22 protein-coding genes and 1 riboswitch are annotated in these 21,882 nt (G+C 47.3%); of the genes, 14 read left to right on the forward strand and 8 right to left on the reverse strand.

The annotated features are described in order from the left end of the window. Positions 1 to 582: 582 nt before the first annotated feature. Positions 583 to 768, reverse strand: a riboswitch (cobalamin riboswitch). A gap of 130 nt (positions 769 to 898) precedes the next feature. The 5 genes from T360_RS0110895 to T360_RS0110920 all read right to left on the reverse strand — a co-directional run bounded on the left by T360_RS0110895 (position 899) and on the right by T360_RS0110920 (position 5,139). Continuing rightward, positions 899 to 2,002: a cation diffusion facilitator family transporter gene (locus tag T360_RS0110895; protein WP_028912819.1), complete on the reverse strand. Its 1,104-nt coding sequence runs from the start codon at positions 2,000 to 2,002 to the stop codon at positions 899 to 901. A 4-nt stretch (positions 2,003 to 2,006) separates the two neighbouring features. Beyond that, positions 2,007 to 2,753 (reverse strand): MBL fold metallo-hydrolase, encoded by a 747-nt coding sequence (locus T360_RS0110900; RefSeq protein WP_028912820.1) that lies wholly within the window; start codon positions 2,751 to 2,753, stop codon positions 2,007 to 2,009. 109 nt (positions 2,754 to 2,862) lie between these two features. Beyond that, a complete protein-coding gene (locus tag T360_RS0110905) occupies positions 2,863 to 3,090 on the reverse strand; it encodes a nitroreductase family protein (protein ID WP_051523530.1) in 228 nt (75 codons plus the stop codon). A 29-nt stretch (positions 3,091 to 3,119) separates the two neighbouring features. Beyond that, a complete protein-coding gene (locus T360_RS0110910; RefSeq protein ID WP_028912822.1) occupies positions 3,120 to 4,292 on the reverse strand; it encodes an iron-containing alcohol dehydrogenase in 1,173 nt (390 codons plus the stop codon). A gap of 400 nt (positions 4,293 to 4,692) precedes the next feature. Then, positions 4,693 to 5,139 carry an N-acetyltransferase gene (locus tag T360_RS0110920; RefSeq protein ID WP_231488150.1) on the reverse strand — a complete coding sequence of 149 codons (447 nt, stop codon included), beginning with the start codon at positions 5,137 to 5,139 and terminating at the stop codon, positions 4,693 to 4,695. A gap of 141 nt (positions 5,140 to 5,280) precedes the next feature. Here T360_RS0110920 and T360_RS0110925 point away from each other — a divergent pair, with 141 nt between their 5' ends. The 6 genes from T360_RS0110925 (at position 5,281) to T360_RS0110950 (ending at position 10,863) form a co-directional block, all read left to right on the forward strand. After that, positions 5,281 to 6,018 carry a peptidylprolyl isomerase gene (locus T360_RS0110925; RefSeq protein ID WP_036929506.1) on the forward strand — a complete coding sequence of 246 codons (738 nt, stop codon included), beginning with the start codon at positions 5,281 to 5,283 and terminating at the stop codon, positions 6,016 to 6,018. Further along, positions 6,003 to 6,515: an NUDIX domain-containing protein gene (locus T360_RS0110930; RefSeq protein ID WP_028912826.1), complete on the forward strand. Its 513-nt coding sequence runs from the start codon at positions 6,003 to 6,005 to the stop codon at positions 6,513 to 6,515. Before T360_RS0110925 ends, T360_RS0110930 begins: the two co-directional genes overlap by 16 nt. Before the next feature lie 67 nt (positions 6,516 to 6,582). Then, the gene (locus T360_RS0110935; protein ID WP_028912827.1) at positions 6,583 to 9,846 is read left to right on the forward strand and encodes a S41 family peptidase; all 3,264 of its coding nucleotides are present in this window, start codon (positions 6,583 to 6,585) and stop codon (positions 9,844 to 9,846) included. Positions 9,847 to 9,880: 34 nt separating this feature from the next. Further along, positions 9,881 to 10,375 (forward strand): nitroreductase family protein, encoded by a 495-nt coding sequence (locus T360_RS0110940; RefSeq protein WP_028912828.1) that lies wholly within the window; start codon positions 9,881 to 9,883, stop codon positions 10,373 to 10,375. 39 nt (positions 10,376 to 10,414) lie between these two features. Beyond that, positions 10,415 to 10,615, forward strand: a complete 201-nt coding sequence (locus T360_RS0110945) for a DUF4250 domain-containing protein (RefSeq protein ID WP_028912829.1) — start codon at positions 10,415 to 10,417, stop codon at positions 10,613 to 10,615. Continuing rightward, the gene (locus T360_RS0110950) at positions 10,612 to 10,863 is read left to right on the forward strand and encodes a hypothetical protein (RefSeq protein ID WP_028912830.1); all 252 of its coding nucleotides are present in this window, start codon (positions 10,612 to 10,614) and stop codon (positions 10,861 to 10,863) included. The genes T360_RS0110945 and T360_RS0110950 overlap by 4 nt, the downstream gene beginning before the upstream one ends. A gap of 11 nt (positions 10,864 to 10,874) precedes the next feature. Here T360_RS0110950 and T360_RS0110955 read toward each other — a convergent pair whose 3' ends face one another. Next, positions 10,875 to 11,351 carry a hypothetical protein gene (locus T360_RS0110955; protein ID WP_231488152.1) on the reverse strand — a complete coding sequence of 159 codons (477 nt, stop codon included), beginning with the start codon at positions 11,349 to 11,351 and terminating at the stop codon, positions 10,875 to 10,877. 98 nt (positions 11,352 to 11,449) lie between these two features. Next, complete coding sequence (locus tag T360_RS0110960) at positions 11,450 to 12,178, reverse strand: flavodoxin family protein (RefSeq protein ID WP_081772783.1); 729 nt, start codon at positions 12,176 to 12,178, stop codon at positions 11,450 to 11,452. A 200-nt stretch (positions 12,179 to 12,378) separates the two neighbouring features. On the opposite strand from T360_RS0110960, the gene T360_RS15220 reads away from it, so the two are divergent. The 6 genes from T360_RS15220 (at position 12,379) to T360_RS0110990 (ending at position 18,401) form a co-directional block, all read left to right on the forward strand. Continuing rightward, entirely contained in the window at positions 12,379 to 13,005 is a 627-nt protein-coding gene (locus T360_RS15220) for a nitroreductase family protein (protein ID WP_081772784.1), read from the forward strand. A gap of 1 nt (position 13,006) precedes the next feature. Beyond that, complete coding sequence (locus T360_RS0110970; RefSeq protein WP_051523532.1) at positions 13,007 to 14,107, forward strand: lactonase family protein; 1,101 nt, start codon at positions 13,007 to 13,009, stop codon at positions 14,105 to 14,107. Further along, positions 14,104 to 14,673, forward strand: coding sequence for a GNAT family N-acetyltransferase (locus tag T360_RS0110975; RefSeq protein ID WP_028912834.1), 570 nt, complete (start codon positions 14,104 to 14,106; stop codon positions 14,671 to 14,673). Before T360_RS0110970 ends, T360_RS0110975 begins: the two co-directional genes overlap by 4 nt. A 31-nt stretch (positions 14,674 to 14,704) precedes the next feature. Further along, positions 14,705 to 15,103 (forward strand): FKBP-type peptidyl-prolyl cis-trans isomerase, encoded by a 399-nt coding sequence (locus tag T360_RS0110980; RefSeq protein ID WP_028912835.1) that lies wholly within the window; start codon positions 14,705 to 14,707, stop codon positions 15,101 to 15,103. Then, positions 15,100 to 15,627: a NimIJ family nitroimidazole resistance protein gene (locus T360_RS0110985; RefSeq protein WP_028912836.1), complete on the forward strand. Its 528-nt coding sequence runs from the start codon at positions 15,100 to 15,102 to the stop codon at positions 15,625 to 15,627. Before T360_RS0110980 ends, T360_RS0110985 begins: the two co-directional genes overlap by 4 nt. Before the next feature lie 488 nt (positions 15,628 to 16,115). Continuing rightward, complete coding sequence (locus T360_RS0110990) at positions 16,116 to 18,401, forward strand: inorganic phosphate transporter (RefSeq protein ID WP_028912837.1); 2,286 nt, start codon at positions 16,116 to 16,118, stop codon at positions 18,399 to 18,401. A gap of 232 nt (positions 18,402 to 18,633) precedes the next feature. On the opposite strand, the gene T360_RS0111000 is transcribed toward T360_RS0110990, so the two are convergent. Then, the gene (locus tag T360_RS0111000) at positions 18,634 to 19,539 is read right to left on the reverse strand and encodes a helix-turn-helix domain-containing protein (protein WP_197019307.1); all 906 of its coding nucleotides are present in this window, start codon (positions 19,537 to 19,539) and stop codon (positions 18,634 to 18,636) included. A 161-nt stretch (positions 19,540 to 19,700) separates the two neighbouring features. On the opposite strand from T360_RS0111000, the gene T360_RS0111005 reads away from it, so the two are divergent. Together T360_RS0111005 and T360_RS0111010 are read left to right on the forward strand one after the other, a co-directional pair. Then, positions 19,701 to 20,975: a TolC family protein gene (locus T360_RS0111005; protein WP_028912839.1), complete on the forward strand. Its 1,275-nt coding sequence runs from the start codon at positions 19,701 to 19,703 to the stop codon at positions 20,973 to 20,975. Between the two features lie 4 nt (positions 20,976 to 20,979). Further along, positions 20,980 to 21,879, forward strand: a complete 900-nt coding sequence (locus T360_RS0111010) for an HlyD family secretion protein (protein WP_028912840.1) — start codon at positions 20,980 to 20,982, stop codon at positions 21,877 to 21,879. Positions 21,880 to 21,882 lie beyond the last annotated feature (3 nt).

Here is a 21,882-nt window from a genome sequence, read left to right on the forward strand (position 1 = left end):
TAAAAACCTTTTCTGAGAAAAAACGGAGTGTCACCACTGCGTCTTTGTTATCCTTACTAACAAATCTTTTCTAACACCTTAGAAAAACCTATCTCCAATTTAACTAATAAACCTAAAACCAAATTCTAACTAACTATTAACTCTAACTAAAACCTAAATCAATCTATATTACCTAACTAATACCTCTGTATCTTTTTGTCGATGCAAAGGTACGACGATTTTCGTTACCTCACAAGAAAAGTGATATACTTTTCGCAAAAAAATGCACTTCTTTTGATATACATCAAGCGGTTGTGTGCGAACACAATCAATTTGTGTGCGAAAACACGTCTTTTTTACACTTTATAACAATCCTTTCGTTTTGCAAAACAAACTTAATGTCGCCAGCGATTGTTTCGCCAGCGTGCGTGAGGCTTTTCATGTAAATCAGTGAGCTTATGCCTTATGGTTATAGTGCCTGATGAGCAGGGCTACACCAATAAACGACAGCAAAAACTCAATTGCAACAACTAGAATGTACTGCATAATGACTTTTGTAAAATAGTAAAACTTGCGCCGCACGCCCTTACATCGAGAGCTGATTGGCTGGTTGCCGATAAAGGCTGGTCTTCAGACTTTACTCCACTGCCAAGCGCCTTCTCACCCAAATGGGCAATGGCTTTGATGCTTGGAAGCCATAATGGAGTTCACTGCTGCGGGACAGTTGGAGATTCTCACTCACATTCCCAATTAATCGCGGCTAAGCGAACCTTTCCGGGCGAAGTAGAAGCTGCGCCTCTACATTCACATTGCAAATGTACAATAAAAATATGAAAGGTGGCATTAAAAAAGTGAAAAGTTGCTCACTTTTAAGTAACTTTTCACTATCAACAGAGAAAAACGTAGTTGTCAAACGATGTTATTCTGTGTAATTATGGTCGATCACAATGATCACTTGCATATCGGGCACCAATGGCTGAATCTCTCTGGTAAGCTTGGTGGCAAGGTCGGCCTCTTCGTTTACTTCAACATCCGGTACGATATCTACCGACAGAAGATTGTCTTTCTCAGAATACCAAAATCCGTGCACCTGCAGAATCTCGGGGTGAGCAGAGAGTGCCTGCATCACTTGGGCCTGAAGTTCGGCGCGACGGTTATAGCCTGTGGCGATGGCATAAACTCCCACCGTCATGATGATATTGTAATGCTCTACCATGTGCATGGTAATCTTGCGTGTGAGTCCGTGGATATCATGGGCTGGCATCGTGTCGTAAACATTGATGTGCAGCGAGCCAATCTTTACGTCGGGGCCATAGTTGTGCAGTATCAAGTCGTAAACGCCGTGCACGCCCTCAAAAGCCAATACATCCTGGGTGATTTGTTTGGTGAGCGTGGCAGGAATGCTGGTGCCTAAAAGTTCGTTGATGGGCGAGGCGAGCATCTCTATACCGGCTTTGATGATGACAACAGATATCAGCGCACCGAGGATACCATCCAGCGATACGCTCCACAACAGCATGATGCCTGCCGAGATGAGGGTTGAGAAGGTGATGACAGAGTCGAAAAGGGCATCGGAGCCCGAGGCTATCAAGGCATCGCTACTTAACTGCTCACCTTTGCGCTTGACATACCAGCCCAACGCCAGTTTAACCACAATGGCCACAATGATGATGATAAGGGCCGTGGTGGTGTATTCGGGGGTTGAGGGGTTGAAGATTTTCTTGACCGACTCGATGAACGAGGTGATACCTGCCGACAGCACGATAACAGCAATGATGATGGCACTGAAATACTCGATACGCCCAAAGCCAAAGGGATGCTTGCGATCGGCAGGGCGCTGCGATAGTTTGGTGCCAACGATGGTGATGACGCTGGCTAGTGCATCGCTCAGGTTGTTGACGGCATCCAGTACAATAGCTACCGAACTGGATAAGATACCAATAAAAGCTTTAAAACCAGCCAGCAGTACATTAGTGATAATGCCTATCCAGCTGGTTTTTATGATTTCTTGATTTCGATTCATATTATTATAGGGTCATCACACGTTTCATCTCCAGATTCTCATAGCCCTCAGGACAGTGGGTTGAGAGATAAACGGTGGGATTGTCTTTGATAAACTGGCGTACACGGTCGAGTGTCTGGCGAGCTGCTGCCAGGTCTTCGAACACGATGCTCAGTCTGTTGGCCTTCAGGGCTGCATCGCAATAGGTCACGTCGCCATGGAACATATAGAACAGTCCATCGCACTCAGCAATAATGATGCTATTACCTTTGGTATGACCTTTGGCCTCAATAAACCATACGCCGGGTGCTACCTCCTGTGCATTGGGGAAGTTCTTGAAAGGTTGTCCATACTGTGCACGGATGATGTTGCCACCTTCGGGCAGTTTCATGTCATCGGCATCTTCTGGGCCCATATAAATCTTGGCGTTGGGGAAGTACTGCAAGGCAGCTGAGTGGTCGGGATGCTTGTGGGTAACAAGAATCTTGCTTACCTGTTCGGGCTTATAACCTAACTCAGCAAAGGCTTCCATATAATCTTTCAGCTTCTCACCCATATAGAGTGGAGCACCCAACTTCTTCTCGGGGGCCTGCATATCGTTCTGAAAACCTGTATCAACAAGGATCACTTCTTCTCCTGTATCAATCAAAAAGTTCTGCAGACTGCTGCGATAGTTAATTTGTGGGTCGGTTCCTTCCTTGCTTTCGCCACCAAAGGCAAACTCCTGGTGCATGAAACCTCCATCAAACATGCGAATTGCTTTAATTTCCATAATTGTTTCTGTTTAGTAGTAAATATTATTAGATTATCAGTGGCAAATATAAAGAAAAAATCCCAAAGCTATGTGAAATAGCTTTGGGAGTTATCATTTTTTAAGATTTTTATTTGATGAACTTCACTTTTTCGGCTGCGCGAGGCTTGGCAGCAGGCTGCTCGTCGGGATAACCCACGGCCAGAATGTAGTCCAGCTTATAGTCGGCTGGAAGGTCGAGGCTATCTAAGAAGAACTTATACTTCTCGTTGGCCACCAGCATGCGTACAGGACCGCCCAAACATACGGTGCCGAGACCCATAGCCTGTGCAGCTAGCATGATATTCTCGCTCAGCAAACCAGCATCTCTTAAATTGTTTTGGGAAATTACATGCTCTCCTTCAGAATTTCAGTGATGTCGTCCTTGCTCAGGTTCAGATAACCGGCAGGATAGATGACGGTAGTCTCGGTGATGCCAGGGATCATCTCCTCGGTAGCACCTAGCTCACTGATGGTGAGTGGCAAGCCAATTTCGAGCATCCATGCCTTCAGTGCCTCGAGACCTGCCTCGGCAATCTGCTGATCGGTCATGCCCTCGCCGCTGATGTTCCATACGTTCTTGGCAAAGCGTACGAACTTCTGCAATCCGTTCTGCATGGCGCGACGATAGTAAGCCATAGATACAGATGCCAATGCGTATCCATGAGGAGCGTGGGTCCATGCGCCAACGCTATGACCAATCATGTGCACCATCCAGTCCTGGTTCTTACCCAGACCGATAAGGGTGTTCAGTGCCCAAGTGGCTGTCCACATGATATTTGAGCGTGCCTCGTAGTCTTGAGGATTCTTCACAGCAATGCGACTGCTATAGATAACTGAGCGCATGAGTCCCTCAGAGAGGTAGTCGCTGGTGTTATCGTCGAAGTCAGAGAAGTACTGCTCCATGATGTGGTTCATGATATCGTAGATACCAGCCTTCATCTGGTTCTCGGGAACGGTCATAGTGAAACGTGGGTTCAGGATAGAGAACTTTGGCATCAGACGGTCGTCGAACACGTGGCCCAGTTTCAGGGTGTGCTCAGCATCGGTGATGACTGTGCCGGCATTCATCTCAGAACCAGTGCCAGCCATGGTGAGAATGCAACCCACGGGCAGCAACTTCTGGTCGGCAGCAGGCTGTTGCTGTTTGAGCCAGAACTGATCCCAGTAGTCGCCCTCATAGCATACTGATGCTGCTACGGCCTTTGAATAGTCGCATACGCTACCGCCACCTAAGGCCAGAATCAGGTCAACATCATTTTCGCGAGCAATCTTAACGCCTTCGTTCAGCTTCTCAAGTGTTGGGTTGGTCATCACGCCAGGGTTCTCTACTACAGTCTTGCCAGCCTCCTTGAGGATGGTTACTACCTGGTCGTAAATACCGTTGCGCTTTACACTGCCGCTACCATAGTTCAGCAGCACCTTGTCTCCGTAGTTCTTCAATTCGTCCTTCAGATAATTCAAGGCATCTTCACCAAAATACAATTTGGTGGGATTGTAATAAGAGAAATTTCCTTGCATAGTTGTGTTGTTTGTTGAATATAAACCTAAAAATACTTTTTATTTCTTCTTCTCAGTAGTAGTCTCGGCTTTCACCTCTGTGGCTTTATAGCCAAACTTGTCGAAACTCTTGATGATGGCTTCTGCGTTGGTCTTCTCTGCATCATACCATTCAAGGGCCCCGCCAGTTTGCGAGTACCTGATCGGCGCGAGGTAATCGTCACGTTCTGAAGATCTTGGGTCTTCATCGTGTCGGTTTCCAACGAGTCTGTGACTTGTCCTAATGCCGACTGTGATAGCATCAAAGCTACGCTTGTAAATAGTAGTTTCATATCGGGTGCAAAGATAGATAGAAAACATTATATCGCAAGCGATTCGTACAAAAGTTTAAGTATGTTTAACTATAAATCGTGTGCGATATTTAAACAAGCCTTTGGTAAGCCAGGCGTTCATCGCCATTAGCAAGATAGATGATGCCGCAGTAGGTAAAGCCATGCTTCAGTAGATTGTGTTGCATAATCTTGTTGTCGCGGTGGGTATCAACACGCAGGTTGGTTTCATGCGCTGTGCAGAAATCAATGATGCTGCTGAAGATGCCATGAACTTGCGGGGTACTGGCAATGCGGTGCACCACATGATACGTTTGGGTGTCGTCGAGCCATTCGCCATTATATATATTATAATAGGTGGGATCGGGTGAGGGTAGGAAGGCAAAATAACCCACCACTTTGCCTTCATCCTCAATCACAAAGCTGCCATGCTTCTCCATATCGGCTGCGATGACATCCTCCGACGGGTAGCCATCGCCCCATTGGTGCATGTTGCCCGATTGGCGCATGATACCTTTGGCAGCTTCCATTACCTGCATAATGTACTGTATGTCAGTCCGTTTCGTTTCTCTGATAATCCTGTTTAGTTGCATATCAATCACAAATTCTCTTAAATGTTGGCACAAAGATAGTGATTTTTGACTAATAATTAGTACTTTTGCGCCAAAATTGCATATATAATGACAAAAGTTAAGATTCAAACCAACTTGGGTGACATTGTGGTTCGCCTGTATGACGAGACACCTATCCACCGTGATAACTTTGTGAAACTGGTGAAAGAGGGCTATTATGATGGCACATTATTCCATCGCGTGATTAAGGATTTTATGATTCAGGGTGGTGATCCTGACTCGAAAGGGGCACCTGCAGGCAAGATGCTGGGAGTGGGTGGACCTGACTATACGCTCGAGGCTGAGATTAAGGACAATATATTCCACAAGCGAGGTGCTTTGGCTGCCGCCCGTCAGGGTGACGAGGTGAACCCTGAGCGCCGCAGCAGTGGTTCGCAGTTCTATATCGTTTGGGGACAGGTGTACAATGAAGGTCAGCTGCGCCAGTTCTCCAAGCAGTTGCGCATGCAGAAAGTGCAGGATGTATTTAATCACCTGGCTTCAGCGCATCGCGACGAGATTATGCAGATGCGCCGCGAGCGCAATCGTGCCGGACTGCAGGAACTGCAAGATAAGTTGGCTGCTGAGGCTGAAGCAAAAGTGGGTAAGGACGGACTTACCGATGAGCAGTTGAAATTGTATTCTACCATTGGTGGCACACCCCATCTCGACGGGCAATATACCGTGTTTGGCGAGGTTGAGGAAGGACTCGATGTAGTAGAGATGATTCAGAACGCTGCCACTGGTCGAGCCGACCGTCCTGTTGATGACATTGAAATGAAACTCTCTGTATGGACAACCAATTAGAGATATTTCCCCTTGTGGATGAGGAGGGCAACGTAGTAGGAAAGGCCACTCGTGGCGAGTGTCACAGTGGCTCCAAGCTACTGCACCCTGTGGTTCACTTGCATGTGTTCAATTCTCATGGCGACATTTACTTGCAACGCCGTCCGGATTGGAAAGATATCCAGCCCGGCAAGTGGGATACTGCCGTAGGTGGGCATATCGACTATGGCGAGATGCCGGAAGAAGCTTTGCGCCGTGAAGTTCGCGAAGAGTTGGGTGTCACCGATTTTGAACCTGAGTTTATCGGTAAATATGTGTTCGAAAGCAAGCGCGAACGCGAACTGGTGTACGTGAATCGTACTGTGTATGATGGACCGATACAACCTTCGACCGAAGAGTTGGACGGAGGTCGCTTCTGGACGATGCAGGAAATCCGCGAAGCCATGGGCAAAGGAATGCTGACTCCCAATTTCGAGAGTGAGTTTAAAAAGTTTTTTAAAAACTATTTACCACTCTAACATTACTTTTGCAACCATAATGAAACTAATTAATAAGAAATAGATGAAAATGACTAAAAAACAATGGATGCGTTCTGCCATTTTGATGGCAGCATTCTCTGGGGCTTCACTTCAGGTGAATGCCAGTCAGGCTATTACACCACTCTGGTTGAGGGATGTGGTGGTGAGCCCCGATGGAAATCAAGTACTATTCTGCTACAAAGGCGATATCTACAAGGTATCTACAACAGGGGGAACAGCAGTACAGTTGACAACACAAGACAGCTACGAGTGCTCGCCTGTATGGAGTGCCGACGGCAAGCAGATAGCTTTTGCTAGCGACAGACATGGAAATTTGGATGTGTTTACGATGGCTGCTGATGGTGGTTCGGCCACCCGACTCACCTATAACAGTGCCGAGGAGGTGCCACAGTCTTTCTCTCCCGACGGCAAGTGGGTGCTCTTTGGGGCCGTTATCCAAGATCCTGCCGAGAGCGTGATGTTCCCGACAAGTTCGTTGGCCGAATTATATAAGGTTCCTGTTAAGGGGGGGCGCACACTTCAGGTGCTGGCAACACCAGCCGAGATGTTGAGCTTTGCCGCCAATGGTAAGAGTTTCTTTTATCAAGATTGCAAAGGTTATGAGGATGAGTGGCGCAAGCACCATACTTCATCTATCACCCGCGACGTGTGGTTTTATGATGCCCAGAGTGGTAAGCATACCAACATCACAGCCCATGCTGGCGAGGATCGTAATCCGGTGGTTAGTGCCGATGGTAAAACGCTCTATTTCCTGAGTGAGCGCAATGGTGGCAGCATGAACGTGTATGCTATCAAGGGTGATATTACCAAGCCTGCTGCACAGCCAACACCTATCACCAGTTTTAAAACACACCCCGTGCGCTTCCTGAGTGCAGCCCGCAACGGTCTGCTCTGTTACACCTACAATGGGGAGATATATACGCAGAAGGGTGGGGAGAAACCCAAGAAACTGAATATCACCCTGACACGCGATGACGAGCCGGTTATCTCCGACTTGAGTTTTGCAAAAGGTGCACGCCAGGCGGTGGTGAGCCGTGATGGTAAGCAGGTGGCTTTTGTAACGCGTGGTGAGGTGTTTGTCACCAGCACGGAATATGCCACTACTCGTCGTATCTCGCAGACAGCTGGTGCTGAGGCTGATGTGGATTTTGCTCCTGATGGTCGCACCATTGTTTATGCCTCAGAGCGCAATGGTAACTGGCAGCTCTATACAGCCAGCATCGTGAGAGATGAGGACTTGAACTTTGCCAATGCTACATTGATCAAGGAAGAAAGCGTGTTCCCTGAGTTGCCAGCACTGAAGTTGGATGGCAAGATTGATTTCTCGCAGGTGGAGCGCCGCAGTCCTAAATATAGTCCTGATGGTAAGAAACTGGCTTTCATCGAAGACCGTATCAAATTGAAGGTGGTTGACCTGAAGACCAAGAAGGTGACAACGGTTACCGATGGTAGCAAATGGTATGATCAGGATGATAACTTCGACTTTGAGTGGAGCCCCGATGGCAAGTGGTTTGTACTGAGCTATATTGCCAACAAGCGCGATCCTTATGCCGACCAGGGTATCGTGAGTGCTGAAGGTGGTGAGATTCATCCCATCACGCAGAGTGGCTATATGAGTAGCCGTCCCCGTTGGGTGTTGGACGGTAAGGCCATCCTCTTTAAGAGTGAGCGTTATGGTATGCGTAGTCATGCTTCATGGGGCAGTCAGAACGATGTGTTCCTGGCTTTCCTCACACAGGATGCCTACGATCGCTATCGCCTCTCGGCCGAGGACTATGCACTGCTGAAGGAACTGGAGAAAGCAAAGCCTGAGAAGAAAGATAAAAAAGACGATAAGAAAGCGAAAGATAAGAAGGCTGATGCCGATTCTGTTAAGACACTGAAGATTGAGTTTGATGGTATTGAGAACCGCATTGTGCGCCTCACTCCAAACAGTAGTCGTCTGGGTGATGCCATCATCAGTAAAGATGGTGAGAATCTTTATTACTTCTCTGCTTTTGAGGGTTCGCTCGACCTCTGGAAGATGGATCTGCGCAAGCACGAAACCAAGATGCTGAGCAAAGGTGGAAGTGGCGTGCTGCAGATGGATAAAGACGGCAACCTCTACTCATTGGGTAGCAACATGAAGAAGATAGAGAAGGGCGACAAGACCACTACTATCACCTACAATGCACAGATGAAACTCGACTTGGCTGCCGAGCGTGAATATCTGTTGCGCCATGTGGCTAAGCAGATTAATAAGAAGATCTTCCGTACCGACTATAATGGTTGCGATTGGGATCTGATGGTGCGCAACTACGCCCGATTCCTGCCGCATATTGCCAACAACTACGACTTCTCTGAGATGCTGAGTGAGCTGTTGGGCGAATTGAATGTGAGTCACACTGGTGGTCGTTTCTATCCATCTTCAAGGGGTGATGCTACCGCACAGCTGGGCTTGCTCTACGACCTGACACAGGCCACCGATGGTATCAAGATTACAGCTGTTCTGGAAGGCGGTCCTTTCAGCAGAGCCAATAGTAAGGTGAAAGCTGGCGACGTGATTACAGCTATCAATGGTCAGCCAGTGACTAAGGATACCGACCTGGCACAGCTGCTGAACCTGTGTCGTGGCAAGAAAACACTAGTGAGCCTGAAAGGCAATGCCGGTACATGGGAAGAGGTGGTGTTGCCCATCAGTCGTTCGGAACAGTCGGGTCTGCTCTACAAGCGCTGGATCAAGAGTCGTGCCGCCGAGGTAGAACGCCTGTCGAATGGTCGTTTGGGCTATGTGCATATCGAGGGTATGGACGATGCCAGCTTCCGCGATGTATATTCTGATATCCTGGGTAAGTACAACCTGAAGGAAGGTATTGTTATTGATACCCGTCATAATGGTGGTGGACGTCTGCACGAGGATATCGAGATCCTGTTCTCGGGCCATAAATATTTCACTCAGGTAATCCGTGGTCGTGAGGTGTGCGACATGCCAAGTCGTCGCTATAATCATCCCAGCATCATGCTGCAGGCCGAGGGTAACTACAGCAATGCCCATGGCACACCTTGGGTGTATAGTCATCAGAAGATTGGTAAGCTGGTGGGTGCGCCCGTGCCAGGTACCATGAGTTCGGTGAACTGGGAAACACTGCAAGACCCATCGCTGATATTCGGTGTGCCTGTGATTGGCTATCAGTTGCCTGATGGCAGCTACCTGGAGAACACACAGTTGGAGCCCGATGTGCTGATTCTGAATCGTCCTGAGACCGTTGTCAAGGGTGAGGACCTGCAGTTGGAGGCCGCTGTGCGCGAGTTGCTCAAGGAGCTGAAATAAAACCTTTGAAAGAAGATAATAAATAGACAAGAATATGAAGTTTTTAGATTTAGTGAAACAAAGATATAGCTGTAGGAGCTATCAGGAGAAAGCTGTGGAACAGCAGAAACTGGACTACATCATGGAGTGTGTACGCCTGGCCCCATCAGCAGTGAATAAACAGCCTTGGAAGTTTCGTCTCGTAACAGACGAAACTTCCAAGGCTAACCTCCAAACGTGCTATGGTCGCGAGTGGTTCAGTACCGCTCCGATGTATATCATCTGCAGCATCCTTCACGATGAGGAGTGGGTGCGTGCAGATGGTAAGCCTCATGGTAATATCGATATTGCTATTGCCGTAGAGCATCTGTGTCTGGCTGCAACGGAACAGGGGCTGGCTACTTGCTGGGTTTGCAATTTCGATGCAGAAAAATGTAAGCAGCTCTTTACCTTTGCTGAAAATGAAGAGCCTGCAGTACTCATCCCCATCGGCTATGCTGCCGACGAGCTGAGGGAGAAAAAACGTAAAACAATTGCTGAGATAATGTGATGCATTATCTCAGCAAATATATTAATAGGTATTAGTATTATGGATTTCTTACCACAAGACCCAGCTATTTTGGTTTCGAGTGTAAATATGCTGCTTCGCGATGAAGAGTTCGATAGCCTTGAATCGCTGTGCTATGCTTTCAATAGAGAACCCCAAGAAATAAAAGATTATCTCATGAAACACGACTTTGTGTGGAGTGAGCCACAAAAGCAATTCCGACCTACCGGCTACGACGAATGATGACACGCTACAGTATAGAAACCGCCTATGCTTTTCTGCATCAGAAGCGTAATGTATATATCCATTCCCAACTCGACTGGCAAAAGGATGATATCGAGTATGCCATTGCCAGCTATGTGGATGATATGAGTCAGGAACTGTATGAGGCCATTGCTGATGGCCGTACAGATTTCCTGAGAAATCATCTGCAGTTTCAGACCGATATCACCCAGGCTGTGAATAGGTTAGAACAGATGCTGGCATTATAATCAGCTGTCTGTTAATTCATCTTTGTCATGTGGTAGCCCATGCGCTTTAGCTGGATGGCGGCTCCCATGTGGTAGAGCTGGCGCAGGCAGGCTATATAACCATTGAAGGCTTCCTTAGTGCCTGGCTCCAGATGTTGGTGCATCAGGGCATTATAAACGCGTGATGCACATTCGCCAGTTAGCTTTTCAAGTTGGGTATAGTCATCGCCCTTCAGCAGCAGCACCTCCTCACGTATATACTCATCCATGGCGTCGTAGCCGCGCTTATCTCTTATATAAGTGTACAGATCTTCAATCTTTGAATAAATGTCCCATTCGGTGTCCCACATCTTGGCTACTGCCATACCGATATACATCATCCATCCAAGCGAAGCCGAAGGGTAGTTCTGAAATTCTCGGATGCCATCTGGAACATATGATTTAGCTATTTCTTCCCATTTCTCTTCAACATCGGGGCACTCGGGCAGACGCTCGTCTACCTCTTTCATACTCAGCAGAAACTGCTGTAAATCTTTGTGTAGTTGCTCTTCAAAATTCTCCATAAATATTATATTACATGATAGGCATAAATCAGAAAATGGTTTTCTTATCTGATGAAGTTCATGGGCTTCCATGGCTCGCGCTCGGGATAGTCGGGCGTGCCGTTGGCGTGAATCTTCTTCAGAAGGAAGGCCATGTTGTCGGCCAGTGTGCGCATGGTTTGCATACCCTCGGTGTCGAGCTTTACCTCGCCCTTTGCTGAGCCGTAGGCGATGTTCCAATATTGTGATGTGACCACAGGCATGTTCATCATCTCAAACATCATATTCAGTGTTTGGAGTGTGGCTGTGGCGCCTCCACGTCGGCACACGGCTAAAGCGGCAGCAGGCTTGTTTCTCACCAGGTTGCCGGCAGAATAGAACAAGCGTTGCATCAGTGAGAGAATACCACCGTTGGGCTGACCATAATATACCGGACTGCCTACAATCATGGCATCAGCCTCTTTCATCTTCTCGGTAACTACGGCGCACATGTCATCATTGAACACACAACCGGCACCGTTGTTCTGGCGGCAACCGCCACAGGCGATACACATGCGGACGGGTTTGCGACCTATCTGAACAATCTCGGATGCGATGCCCTGCTTCTCAAGTTCTGCCTCAATTTCCTTCAGGCAGCAGAATGTATTGCCATCGTTTCGCGGACTGCCGTTTACCAACAATACCTTGAGCGTTTTTCCCGATTCTGTATTTGCCAGCATGGCTGATACGGGTGAGGTGATAGCTGCACCAGCAGCTGCCAGTGTTGTCTTCTTGATAAAATCTCTTCTGTCCATATTTTCTCTAATTTAATTTGTTTCTGGGTGCAAATTTACACATATTATTTTGTAAAAGTATAAAACAAATGCTTTTTTCTTCATAAATTTGCAGGCGATATGAGGAAAATTTGTAAATTTGCACCTTATATGGCCATACAAGATAACTGAGGCTCGAAAAGAAAATAGATAATTTAGTTATAATAAAAAACAAAAACGCTATGACGAAGAAAATCGTTTTAGGTGCTGCAATGGCACTGGTATTACTTGCAAGTTGCAATAATGGTAGCAACAATGTTAAGGAAGCAAATGAGACAGCATCGTTCGACGAAGTACTAACCTCACGTAGAAGTGTGCGTAACTACGATGCTACGAAGAAAATTTCGGAAGCAGAAGTACGCGATCTGCTTAAAGCCGTTCAGGATGCACCATCATGGGCCAACCAGCAGCCAACGAAGTATTATGTAGCTATCAGCGATGAGAAACTGGCAGCTGTTCAGGATATGGTGGGTGGTAACAAGGAGCGTATCAAAAATGCCCCAGTACTTATCGTTTCTACCTTCGAGCGTGGCAAGTCGGGATTCTTCCAGGGTAATCAGACCAACGAGGTAGGTGATGGCTGGGGAGCTTACGACAACGGCTTGAGCGACTGCTATCTGATTCTGAAGGCACGTGCGATGGGCTTTGATACGCTAATCATGGGTATGCGCGATGCCGACAAGTTGAGAGAGGCTTTTGCTATTCCTGGCAACGAAACCATCATGGCTGTTATCGCTCTTGGCTATAGAGCTGAGGAGCCCACTCGTCCAGAACGCAAGAGTTTTGATGATTTCGTGAAGTTCTTCTAATATGAATAGGTGTAAAATCATTTTGCTTGCTTTGTTGGGCTGTGCTTGTCAAGTTAAGGCACAGGACAACTTGATGATGCTGGTTGGTACATATACCGATGGCGGCAGCAGGGGCGTTTATTCCTATAGCTTCAATCAGAATACAGGAGAATCTGCGCTTCTTGACTCTCTGCAGCTGCAGAATCCTTCATACTTGACGATTTCTGATAATGGTAAGTTGGCTTATGTTGTCAGCGAGACTAACGATGACAGAGCAGCGCTTAACATTATTCGTCTAAGCAAGAATGGCGGGATACAATTACTCAATACAGAGAAGACAGAAGGGGCTGATCCTTGCTATGTAGCCAGCAATGGTAACGTGTCTGTAACTGCCAATTACTCAGGTGGCTCCATGAGCGTATTTAACCTTCGCGATAATGGAGAAAAGGCTGCGCTTGGTACCAAATTCCTTGGTGCTACAGGCGGCCCTGACGTCTCTCGTCAGGAAGTGCCCCATGTGCATTGTGCATGTTTCACGCCTGATGGTGGATACATTTTGGCCACAGACTTCAGTGCGGATAGGATTCTCTCTTTCCGCTTGAAGGGGCAAAAGGTTATTGCTAATGGCGTTGCAGCTAAAGTGAGTGCCGACTCTGGTCCGCGTCATCTGGTGTTCAGCAACGATGGGCGTTTTGCTTATCTGATGAATGAACTTTCTGGGAAGGTAACGGTATTTGCTTATGCGCAAGGACGATTGGAGCAGCTTCAGGAAATAACGTCAGATTGTGTAGGTGCTCGTGGTGGTGCCGATGTTCACCTGAGTCCAGATGGCAAGTTTCTTTATTCCAGCAATCGTTTGAAAGCTGAGGGTATAGCCATCTTCTCTGTGGATACTGCTACAGGACTACTCACTCGTATCGGTTATCAGCCAACGGGGGCTCATCCTCGTCAGTTCAATATTACACCTAACGGTAAGTACTTGTTGTGTTGCTGTAGAGATAGTAATTGCATCCAGGTATATCGTCGTGATATGAAGACAGGCTTGCTAACTGAGCTCCATCACGAAATCCCTGTCAGCAAAGCCGTTTGCGTGCAGTTTAACGAAGTAGCAGATAGTTTATGAGTTGTTTAGATATACAAAAAGCAACAAAGGCGCAAGCTGCTGACATAGCGCGTTTCATCATGATGGCGATGACAGACGAGTGCTGTCTTCACTTCTGTGGAGAAGGCCACGGACTGGATGATTTCTATGCAACGATGACTGAACTGGCCATGCGCGAAGATTCGCAGTACAGCTATCTAAACACATTGGTTGCAGTGGCCGACGGTAGAGTGGTGGGCGTTGCTGTAAGTTATGATGGTGGCAGGTTGCACGAATTGCGTCGCACTTTTATTGCTGAGGCTAAAATGCGCTTGGGCAAGGATCATTCGGGCATGGACGATGAGACACAGTCTGGTGAACTCTATCTCGATTCGCTAGCTGTATTGCCCGAATATCGTCGCAACGGCATCGCTAAGCGTCTATTGAAAGCTACTAAATTGAAGGCCGACTTGATGGGGCTGCCTTGTGTGGGCTTGCTCGTAGATAAAGGAAATCCTGCAGGCGAGTCGCTCTACAACTCAGTTGGTTTTCGCTATGTGAACGATAGCGAGTGGGGTGGTCATCCGATGAAGCATTTGCAATGGTAAAAGTAATCATACATCTATTGAACAAAGAAATATGGCAAAGCGAGAGTATATACAAGCCAACAAGGAATGGTTGGAAGCGAAAGCTAAAGAGGACGGTGTGAAAGCACTGCCTAAAGGCATCTATTATAAGGTGCTAGGTGAAGGAAATCAAGACAGCACGAAACCAACGGTTCGTAATATCATTACCGCCCACTATACAGGTAGAACTATCGACGGAAAACAGTTCGATAGCAGTCGTGGTGGTGTGCCATTGGCATGCAGACTATGCGACCTTATTGAAGGGTGGATTATCGCTATACAGCAGATGCACATCGGCGACAAATGGGAATTGTATATCCCTGCTGAAATGGGCTATGGCAAGTTTTCGCAGCCTGGTATCCCTGGCGGATCCACGCTTATTTTTGAGATAGAATTATTAGGTATATCATGAATGAATTCAGAGAAATGAGGCGCAAGCGTCAACTGCTACCCGAAGAGGAGAGTGTCGCTATATTGCAGAAATCCACATCAGGTACGTTGGCATTGCTAGGCGATAATGATTATCCGTATGCCGTTCCTATCAGTTATGTGTATCAGGCGGGTCGACTTTACTTCCATAGTGCTATGGAAGGACATAAAATCGATGCTATCCGCAAATGTTCAAAGGCGTCTTTCTGTATCATTGATCAGGACGACGTAAGGCCTGAAAAATATACTACGTACTTCCGTAGCGTAATAGCATTCGGTAGAATCCATATTGTGGAAGATGAAACCGAGAAGTTGGCAATGGCCCGTATGCTGGGTAATCGCTACAATCCTAATCATGATGAAGACCTTCAGAAAGAGATAGAATGCGGGTTATCCCATATGTTGGTCATCCGCTTTGATATCGAGCATCTTACAGGAAAAGAAGCTATTGAACTGATGAAATCAAGGCATGAAAGAAACAATATTGTAAGAAAAAAGGATTGCTAGAATAATGGGAAGATTTGAGGTGAAATAACTAGGTATATTAATTCATTTTGTCTATTGAGTTAATTCGATAAGTCTATTGAGTTAACTCATGAAATCAATCGAGTTAACTCATAGTTTTCATAAACTCCTGCATATGTTAGATATTATGCAGGAGTTTATGATGAATGGTAGTATACATGGAAAAGGTATCTGTAGTTATTACAATCTTGTTACGCTGTTGTTACGCTCGTGTTACAATCCTGTTGTATGCGTTCGTGTAACCTATCTATCACACGAATGAAATGTTTTTGTAACATGCTCAGCTTACTTTTGTAATGTCAATCACTAACGGTTGGCAAAGTCATTTATGAATATAGAAAAAGCAGAAAGAATTCAGAGAGTCTTTAATTGGGTGAGGTTTGTCATCCTTGTGTTGTTTCTCACATTTGTTTTCATTGGACTATCTAGGGCTTAAACTACACGTGATTTTGATAATCAACTAAATAGAAATGAATACATTATTTTTAGGAATAGTTATATTTCTTATAGTGCTTGCGGTGTTCGACCTAGTGGTTGGCGTAAGCAATGATGCTGTAAACTTTATGAACTCAGCTATCGGAGCCAAGGTGGCAAGATACAGAACGGTGGTGGCGATAGCTGCTGTTGGCGTGTTTGTTGGAGCTTCTCTGAGTAATGGTATGATGGACGTAGCCCGACACGGCATCATGACGCCACAGTATTTCTCGTTCTACGACGTGATGTGTGTATTCCTGGCTGTAATGGTGACCGATGTGATACTACTCGATGTGTTTAATACGCTCGGTATGCCGACATCCACTACCGTCTCGATGGTTTTCGAACTGCTGGGTGGAGCCTTTGCCATAGCCCTGTTACACATATTCCATGGGGCAACGGCGGCTGACGGTACATTACTCTCATTAGGTGATCTGCTGAACACAGAGAAAGCCATTTCGGTTATCCTTGGTATTTTCCTCAGTGTTGCCATTGCGTTTGTCCTCGGCATGATGGTGCAATGGGTGGCACGCATCGTTTTCACTTTTACATATCGTGTGAATGGTAGAACGACAGCTCAGTCGGGCAAGATGGGAAGTTTGGTAGCATCGTCGTTAAAGATTGGTATCTTTGGTGGACTATCTGTGACGACAATTGTTTGGTTCCTGCTTATCAACGGATTGAAGGGAAGTACTTTGATGACTCCAGAGGTGAAAGAGACTATCAGTCAGAATACATGGTTGATTATTGGCGGCGGCATAGCAGTGTTCTCTGTGCTGATGACATTGCTGAGCGCCATGAAACTGCCTGTACTGAAGTTTGTGGTATTGTTGGGTACCTTCGCCTTGGCAATGGCATTTGCAGGCAATGACCTAGTGAACTTCGTGGGCGTCCCACTGACGGGGTTAGAGGCATTTCTGGACTATATGGCTAACGGCAATGGCGAAGCGCAGAATTATATGATGCGTTCGCTGATGCATAGTGTTCATACCCCCGCATTCTATCTCGTCGCGGCAGGAGTGGTAATGGTGCTCGCACTGGTCTTCTCAAAGAAGGCGCAAAATGTGGTGAAGACCTCGGTTGACCTCTCGCGCCAGGATGAGGGCGACGAGATGTTCGGTTCGAGTGGTGTCGCACGGACCTTGGTTCGCTCGTCGAGAAGCATTGCCAACGGTCTGACGACGTTAGTGCCGAGTGGTGTAGCTCGATGGATTGACTCACGTTTTAATGCCGATGCTGCTGTGCTGAAGCGGGGAGCCGCCTTCGATGAGATTCGTGCAACAGTCAATTTGGTGCTTGCAGGTGCATTGGTGGCCTTGGGTACATCGCTCAAACTGCCGCTATCTACCACCTACGTCACCTTTATGGTGGCCATGGGGGCTTCGCTGGCAGACCGAGCATGGAGTCGCGAAAGTGCTGTGTTCCGTATCACTGGTGTGCTATCGGTCATAGGTGGTTGGTTCATCACGGCTGGTGTGGCGTTCATGTTGTGCTTCCTCGTCTGCATTACTCTATTCTTCGGCTCGTTTGTGGCAATGGCCGCTGCCATCGCTATAGCCATCTTCTTGCTTATCCGAAGCCACCTGCGCTATGAGAAAAGCAACAAGACTAGCGAGACCGACGAATTGTTTAATCGCATTGTTCGTAGTAGCGATAAAGCAGAATGTTGGGTGCTGCTTCGACAACATGTAGCACTAACCATCACAAACCATCTACAATTGATAGCAGAAACTTATAAATCGATGACCGATGCTTTCTTTTATGAGGATTATCGCACACTGAAGCATACCACAGCGGTGATTGAAAGCCAACGCAAGAAGATTAAACGTCAGCGACGCAAACAGATTATAGCCCAGCGGCGGATAGACCCTGTGTTGAGCATAGAGAAGGGCACTTGGTACTTCCTGACTATCAACTCACTAGCGCAAATGGTTTATGGATTGAAGCGTATGGGTGAGCCATGCTTAGAGCATGTAGGCAATAACTTTAGTCCTGTGCCAAGCAAATATATCCAAGAGTTCATACAGATGCGTAATGAGATATTGCAACTCATCAATCGTGCCTGCCATGCTGAAACAATGGCGTTGATACGCGGTGATGCTGATAAACTGCAATCACAGTTCTCCGATTATCGACGGACCATCATTCACGACATGCAAGCCAAGCAACTAAATATTGAGAGCATGACTGTATTTCTGAATTTGATCCAGGAGTCACAACAACTTCTCAGTGCATTGCGCCATACAGTGAGGGGAGCAAACAAATTTGAGCTTACCACTTAGATTCCTGTTACGGGTGCATTTATGGTGGCATCTTCTCTGGCATTTCTTTGACTGTGTTCTTCAGCTCACGCAATACGATTAGCATACTTGGGATGAAAACCATTTTCCCAGGTACAATGATTATATTTCATTTTGCAAATTTTAATAGTAGAGTAGGCTCCTTTATTGAAATCTTCATTTATGCCTTTTCCGACGCAAGCGAGTCACATTTACTTTTCAATACAAAAGTTACTCAACTGATAGATTTATACTCGCCAGGCGTCATGCCTGTGAGCCGACGAAAGTATTTCGAGAAGAATGAAGGATTGGCAAAATACATCTCTTCGGCTATCTGGGCCGCAGGCTTATCCGTGTGGCGAAGTTCTATTTTGATGAGAGTGATTAAGGCACAGTCAATCCAGTCTTTGGCGGTGGTCCCGCTGGTTTGGCGGATTACGGTACTCAGATAACGCTCGGTGAGGCACATGCGGTCGGCATAGTATCCTATCTGATGATGTTCGGCACAGTGTTGGGTAACCAGTTGGAGGAAGCGATCGAAGATGGTCTGCTCGCGCGAGCGACTGCTGGTCTGTTGGTCGATCTGCTGCTGGAACAGCTGGTTGTAGTGGTGCATCTGGGCTGCTACGAGGGCTGTGACGGTGGGACGATGATAGTCGTCAGTGGCATGAATCGTTTGCCAGATGGCGTCCATAATATGTGTGGCAGTAGCGATATTCTCTTCGCTGACAAGTAACTGGAAGTCGCGCACCTGCCCGTTGAAGGCCGACGGCATCTGTCCCTGTGCAAAGGGCATGGGGAAGTTAGAAAAAAGTCCCATTCCGAAGATGCGGAGGTCAGGCGACAGACGCTTGGGGTGGATGATGGTGCCAGGACCGATATAGACGAGTGTGCCGCTCGTAAGGTGGCGGTCTTGCAGGTTGATGGTAATTTCAGCCTCGCCGTTCATGATGATGCCCAAACGGTGATCATTGATGGTAAAAGGTGGCTTTTGGCGCATCAGCAGACTGAACACCGTGCTGTCGCCGCGAACCATTGCCAGTTCGCTATTCATGAATATATGCTCGCGCATTTGCGAGAGGTGTGGTGTGAGAATGTCGCGCATTCGTGTGGCATCCATCAGTTGCGGTTGTCTGTTCATAATACGTCCTTTTTTGTTGGCAAAGATAATCATTTTCCGCGAAACAATGCTCTGTTTATGTATAAATCGAACAAAAAGAACATTTCCCCATTCTTACAGATAACACCACGATGAAAAAAACATCGTACTTTTGCATCCGGAATTCAATGACAAAAGATGATATGAAGAAATTGTTTTTAGCTTTGACGATGTTGCCCATGCTGGTACAGGGGCAGACGCTGGAAGAGTGTCAGCAGGCAGCAGAGAAGAATTATCCGTTGATACAGCAGTATGGACTTGTCGAGAAGACCACCCAGCTGACGGTAGCCAATATCCAGAAGGGATGGCTACCGCAAGTGTCGGCAACCGCACAAGCCACCTACCAGAGTGATGTGACGGCGTGGCCCAGTGAGATGAAAGCGATGATGAGCGGTATGGGCATCGACATGAGAGGACTGACGAAGGATCAGTACCGAGTGGGTATCGATGTGCAGCAGACTATCTACGACGGTGGTGTCATAGGCAGTCAGAAGCGTATAGCCCGTGAACAGGGCAAGGTGCAGGCGGCACAGAACGAAGTCAATATTTATAATGTTCGCAAGCGTGTGAATGAGATGTATTTCAGTTTGTTGCTGATTGACGAACAAATCAAGTTGAACAATGACCTACAGACATTGTTGGCAGGCAACGAACGCAAACTGGAGTCGATGACCAGGCGGGGAACAGCAGCCGAGAGCGACCTGCAGAATGTGAAAGCGGAGCGACTCAATGCAGTACAGAAAGCCACCGAACTGGCATCGCAGAAGCAGATGTTACAGCGCCTGCTGAGTACATTCTGTGGGATGGAGGTGACGGAGGTACGGAAACCACTGGTGAAGGCTGATGGCGGAGGTATGATGGCTGAAAACCGTCGCCCGGAACTGAAGGCGATGGATGCACAGATCAGTGTGCTGAATGCACAGGAGAAGGCGCTGAACGCTGCGCTGATGCCGAAAGTGGGTTTGTTTGCTCAGGGATTTTATGGTTATCCAGGTCTGAATATGTTTGAGGACATGATGCGCCATAAATGGAGCCTGAACGGGATCGTCGGTGCACGGGTTACATGGAACATTGGTGCCCTCTATACCCGCAAGAACGACAAGGCAAAACTGCAGTTGCAGCGTGATATGACGGATAACAATCGTGAGGTGTTCCTCTTTAATAACAACTTGGAACAGATTCAGCAGCACGAGAACATCGCACGCTACCAGAAACTGATGGTCCAAGACGGCGAGATTATCGCGCTGCGACAGGCTGTGAGAAAAGCGGCAGAGTCGAAGCTGGCACACGGCATCATCGACGTGAATGACCTGGTGCGCGAGATCAATCAGGAGCATGCTGCCTGTGTGCAACAGTCGGTACACGAGATAGAAATGCTGAAAGAGATATACGACAACAAATACACGACAAATCAATAAGTATATGAAAAAAATATATGTATTGGCAGGTGTGGCGCTGATGATGACAGCCTGCGGAAGCAACGAGAAAGAATACGATGCAACGGGTACGTTTGAGGCAACCGGGACGACCGTGTTTGCCGAACAGAGTGGGGCATTGCTGTCGTTTGACGTGAACGAGGGCGACAAGATGGAGGCAGCTCGAGAGGTAGGACTCATTGACACCACGCAGACGTGGTTGAAGATTCAGCAGACGGATGCCACCAAAGCGGTGTATCAGAGTCAGAAACCCGATATGGAACGTCAGATAGCTGCCACACGCCAGCAGTTGGCTAAGGCCAAGCAGGACGAGCAGCGCTACCGCGAACTGGTGGCCGACGGGGCTGCCCCCTCGAAGATGCTCGACGATGCCACGAACCAGGTGAAGGTGCTGCAAAAACAGTTGGATGCGCAGATATCATCGCTCAACACTCAACTCTCAACTCTCAACTCTCAACTTTCGACTGCTGAGGTTCAGAAAGCACTGTTACAGGACATGCTGCGTAAGTGTCACATCATGACTCCCATCAAGGGTACGGTGCTCGAGAAATATGTGGAGCGTGGTGAGTTCGTGAGTGTTGGAAAACCATTATTTAAGATAGCCGATACCGAGTCAATGAAACTGCGTGCCTATGTTACTTCTGCTCAGTTGCAGAATCTCAAGATTGGACAGAAGGTAAAGGTATTTGCTAACTATGGTGACGGGCAGCGCAAGGAGTATGCAGGTACGATCAGCTGGATATCATCTCGTTCGGAGTTTACACCCAAGACCATCCTCACCGACGATGAGCGAGCCGACCTGGTGTATGCCGTCAAGGTGGCTATCAAAAATGATGGATTCGTGAAGATTGGTATGTACGGCGAGGTGAAATTACATGAAAAGTGAATA

Origin of the sequence: Prevotella sp. MA2016, from assembly GCF_000619825.1 — a bacterium.
In the GTDB taxonomy this organism is placed as follows: Bacteria; Bacteroidota; Bacteroidia; order Bacteroidales; family Bacteroidaceae; genus Prevotella.

Excerpts from the sequence above, each read along its gene's own strand:
- T360_RS0110980 (WP_028912835.1), top strand. The coding sequence starts at position 14,705 with ATGGCAAAGCGAGAGTATATACAAGCCAACAAGGAATGGTTGGAAGCG.
- T360_RS0111010 (WP_028912840.1), top strand. The coding sequence starts at position 20,980 with ATGAAAAAAATATATGTATTGGCAGGTGTGGCGCTGATGATGACAGCC.
- T360_RS0111000 (WP_197019307.1), bottom strand. The coding sequence starts at position 19,539 with ATGAACAGACAACCGCAACTGATGGATGCCACACGAATGCGCGACATT.
- T360_RS0110945 (WP_028912829.1), top strand. The coding sequence starts at position 10,415 with ATGGATTTCTTACCACAAGACCCAGCTATTTTGGTTTCGAGTGTAAAT.
- T360_RS0110990 (WP_028912837.1), top strand. The coding sequence starts at position 16,116 with ATGAATACATTATTTTTAGGAATAGTTATATTTCTTATAGTGCTTGCG.
- T360_RS0110920 (WP_231488150.1), bottom strand. The coding sequence starts at position 5,139 with ATGCAGGTAATGGAAGCTGCCAAAGGTATCATGCGCCAATCGGGCAAC.
- T360_RS0110950 (WP_028912830.1), top strand. The coding sequence starts at position 10,612 with ATGATGACACGCTACAGTATAGAAACCGCCTATGCTTTTCTGCATCAG.
- T360_RS0111005 (WP_028912839.1), top strand. The coding sequence starts at position 19,701 with ATGAAGAAATTGTTTTTAGCTTTGACGATGTTGCCCATGCTGGTACAG.
- T360_RS0110985 (WP_028912836.1), top strand. The coding sequence starts at position 15,100 with ATGAATGAATTCAGAGAAATGAGGCGCAAGCGTCAACTGCTACCCGAA.
- T360_RS0110955 (WP_231488152.1), bottom strand. The coding sequence starts at position 11,351 with ATGAAAGAGGTAGACGAGCGTCTGCCCGAGTGCCCCGATGTTGAAGAG.
- T360_RS0110960 (WP_081772783.1), bottom strand. The coding sequence starts at position 12,178 with ATGGACAGAAGAGATTTTATCAAGAAGACAACACTGGCAGCTGCTGGT.
- T360_RS0110975 (WP_028912834.1), top strand. The coding sequence starts at position 14,104 with ATGAGTTGTTTAGATATACAAAAAGCAACAAAGGCGCAAGCTGCTGAC.
- T360_RS0110910 (WP_028912822.1), bottom strand. The coding sequence starts at position 4,292 with ATGCAAGGAAATTTCTCTTATTACAATCCCACCAAATTGTATTTTGGT.
- T360_RS15220 (WP_081772784.1), top strand. The coding sequence starts at position 12,379 with ATGACGAAGAAAATCGTTTTAGGTGCTGCAATGGCACTGGTATTACTT.
- T360_RS0110925 (WP_036929506.1), top strand. The coding sequence starts at position 5,281 with ATGACAAAAGTTAAGATTCAAACCAACTTGGGTGACATTGTGGTTCGC.
- T360_RS0110900 (WP_028912820.1), bottom strand. The coding sequence starts at position 2,753 with ATGGAAATTAAAGCAATTCGCATGTTTGATGGAGGTTTCATGCACCAG.
- T360_RS0110935 (WP_028912827.1), top strand. The coding sequence starts at position 6,583 with ATGCGTTCTGCCATTTTGATGGCAGCATTCTCTGGGGCTTCACTTCAG.
- T360_RS0110895 (WP_028912819.1), bottom strand. The coding sequence starts at position 2,002 with ATGAATCGAAATCAAGAAATCATAAAAACCAGCTGGATAGGCATTATC.
- T360_RS0110930 (WP_028912826.1), top strand. The coding sequence starts at position 6,003 with ATGGACAACCAATTAGAGATATTTCCCCTTGTGGATGAGGAGGGCAAC.
- T360_RS0110970 (WP_051523532.1), top strand. The coding sequence starts at position 13,007 with ATGAATAGGTGTAAAATCATTTTGCTTGCTTTGTTGGGCTGTGCTTGT.
- T360_RS0110940 (WP_028912828.1), top strand. The coding sequence starts at position 9,881 with ATGAAGTTTTTAGATTTAGTGAAACAAAGATATAGCTGTAGGAGCTAT.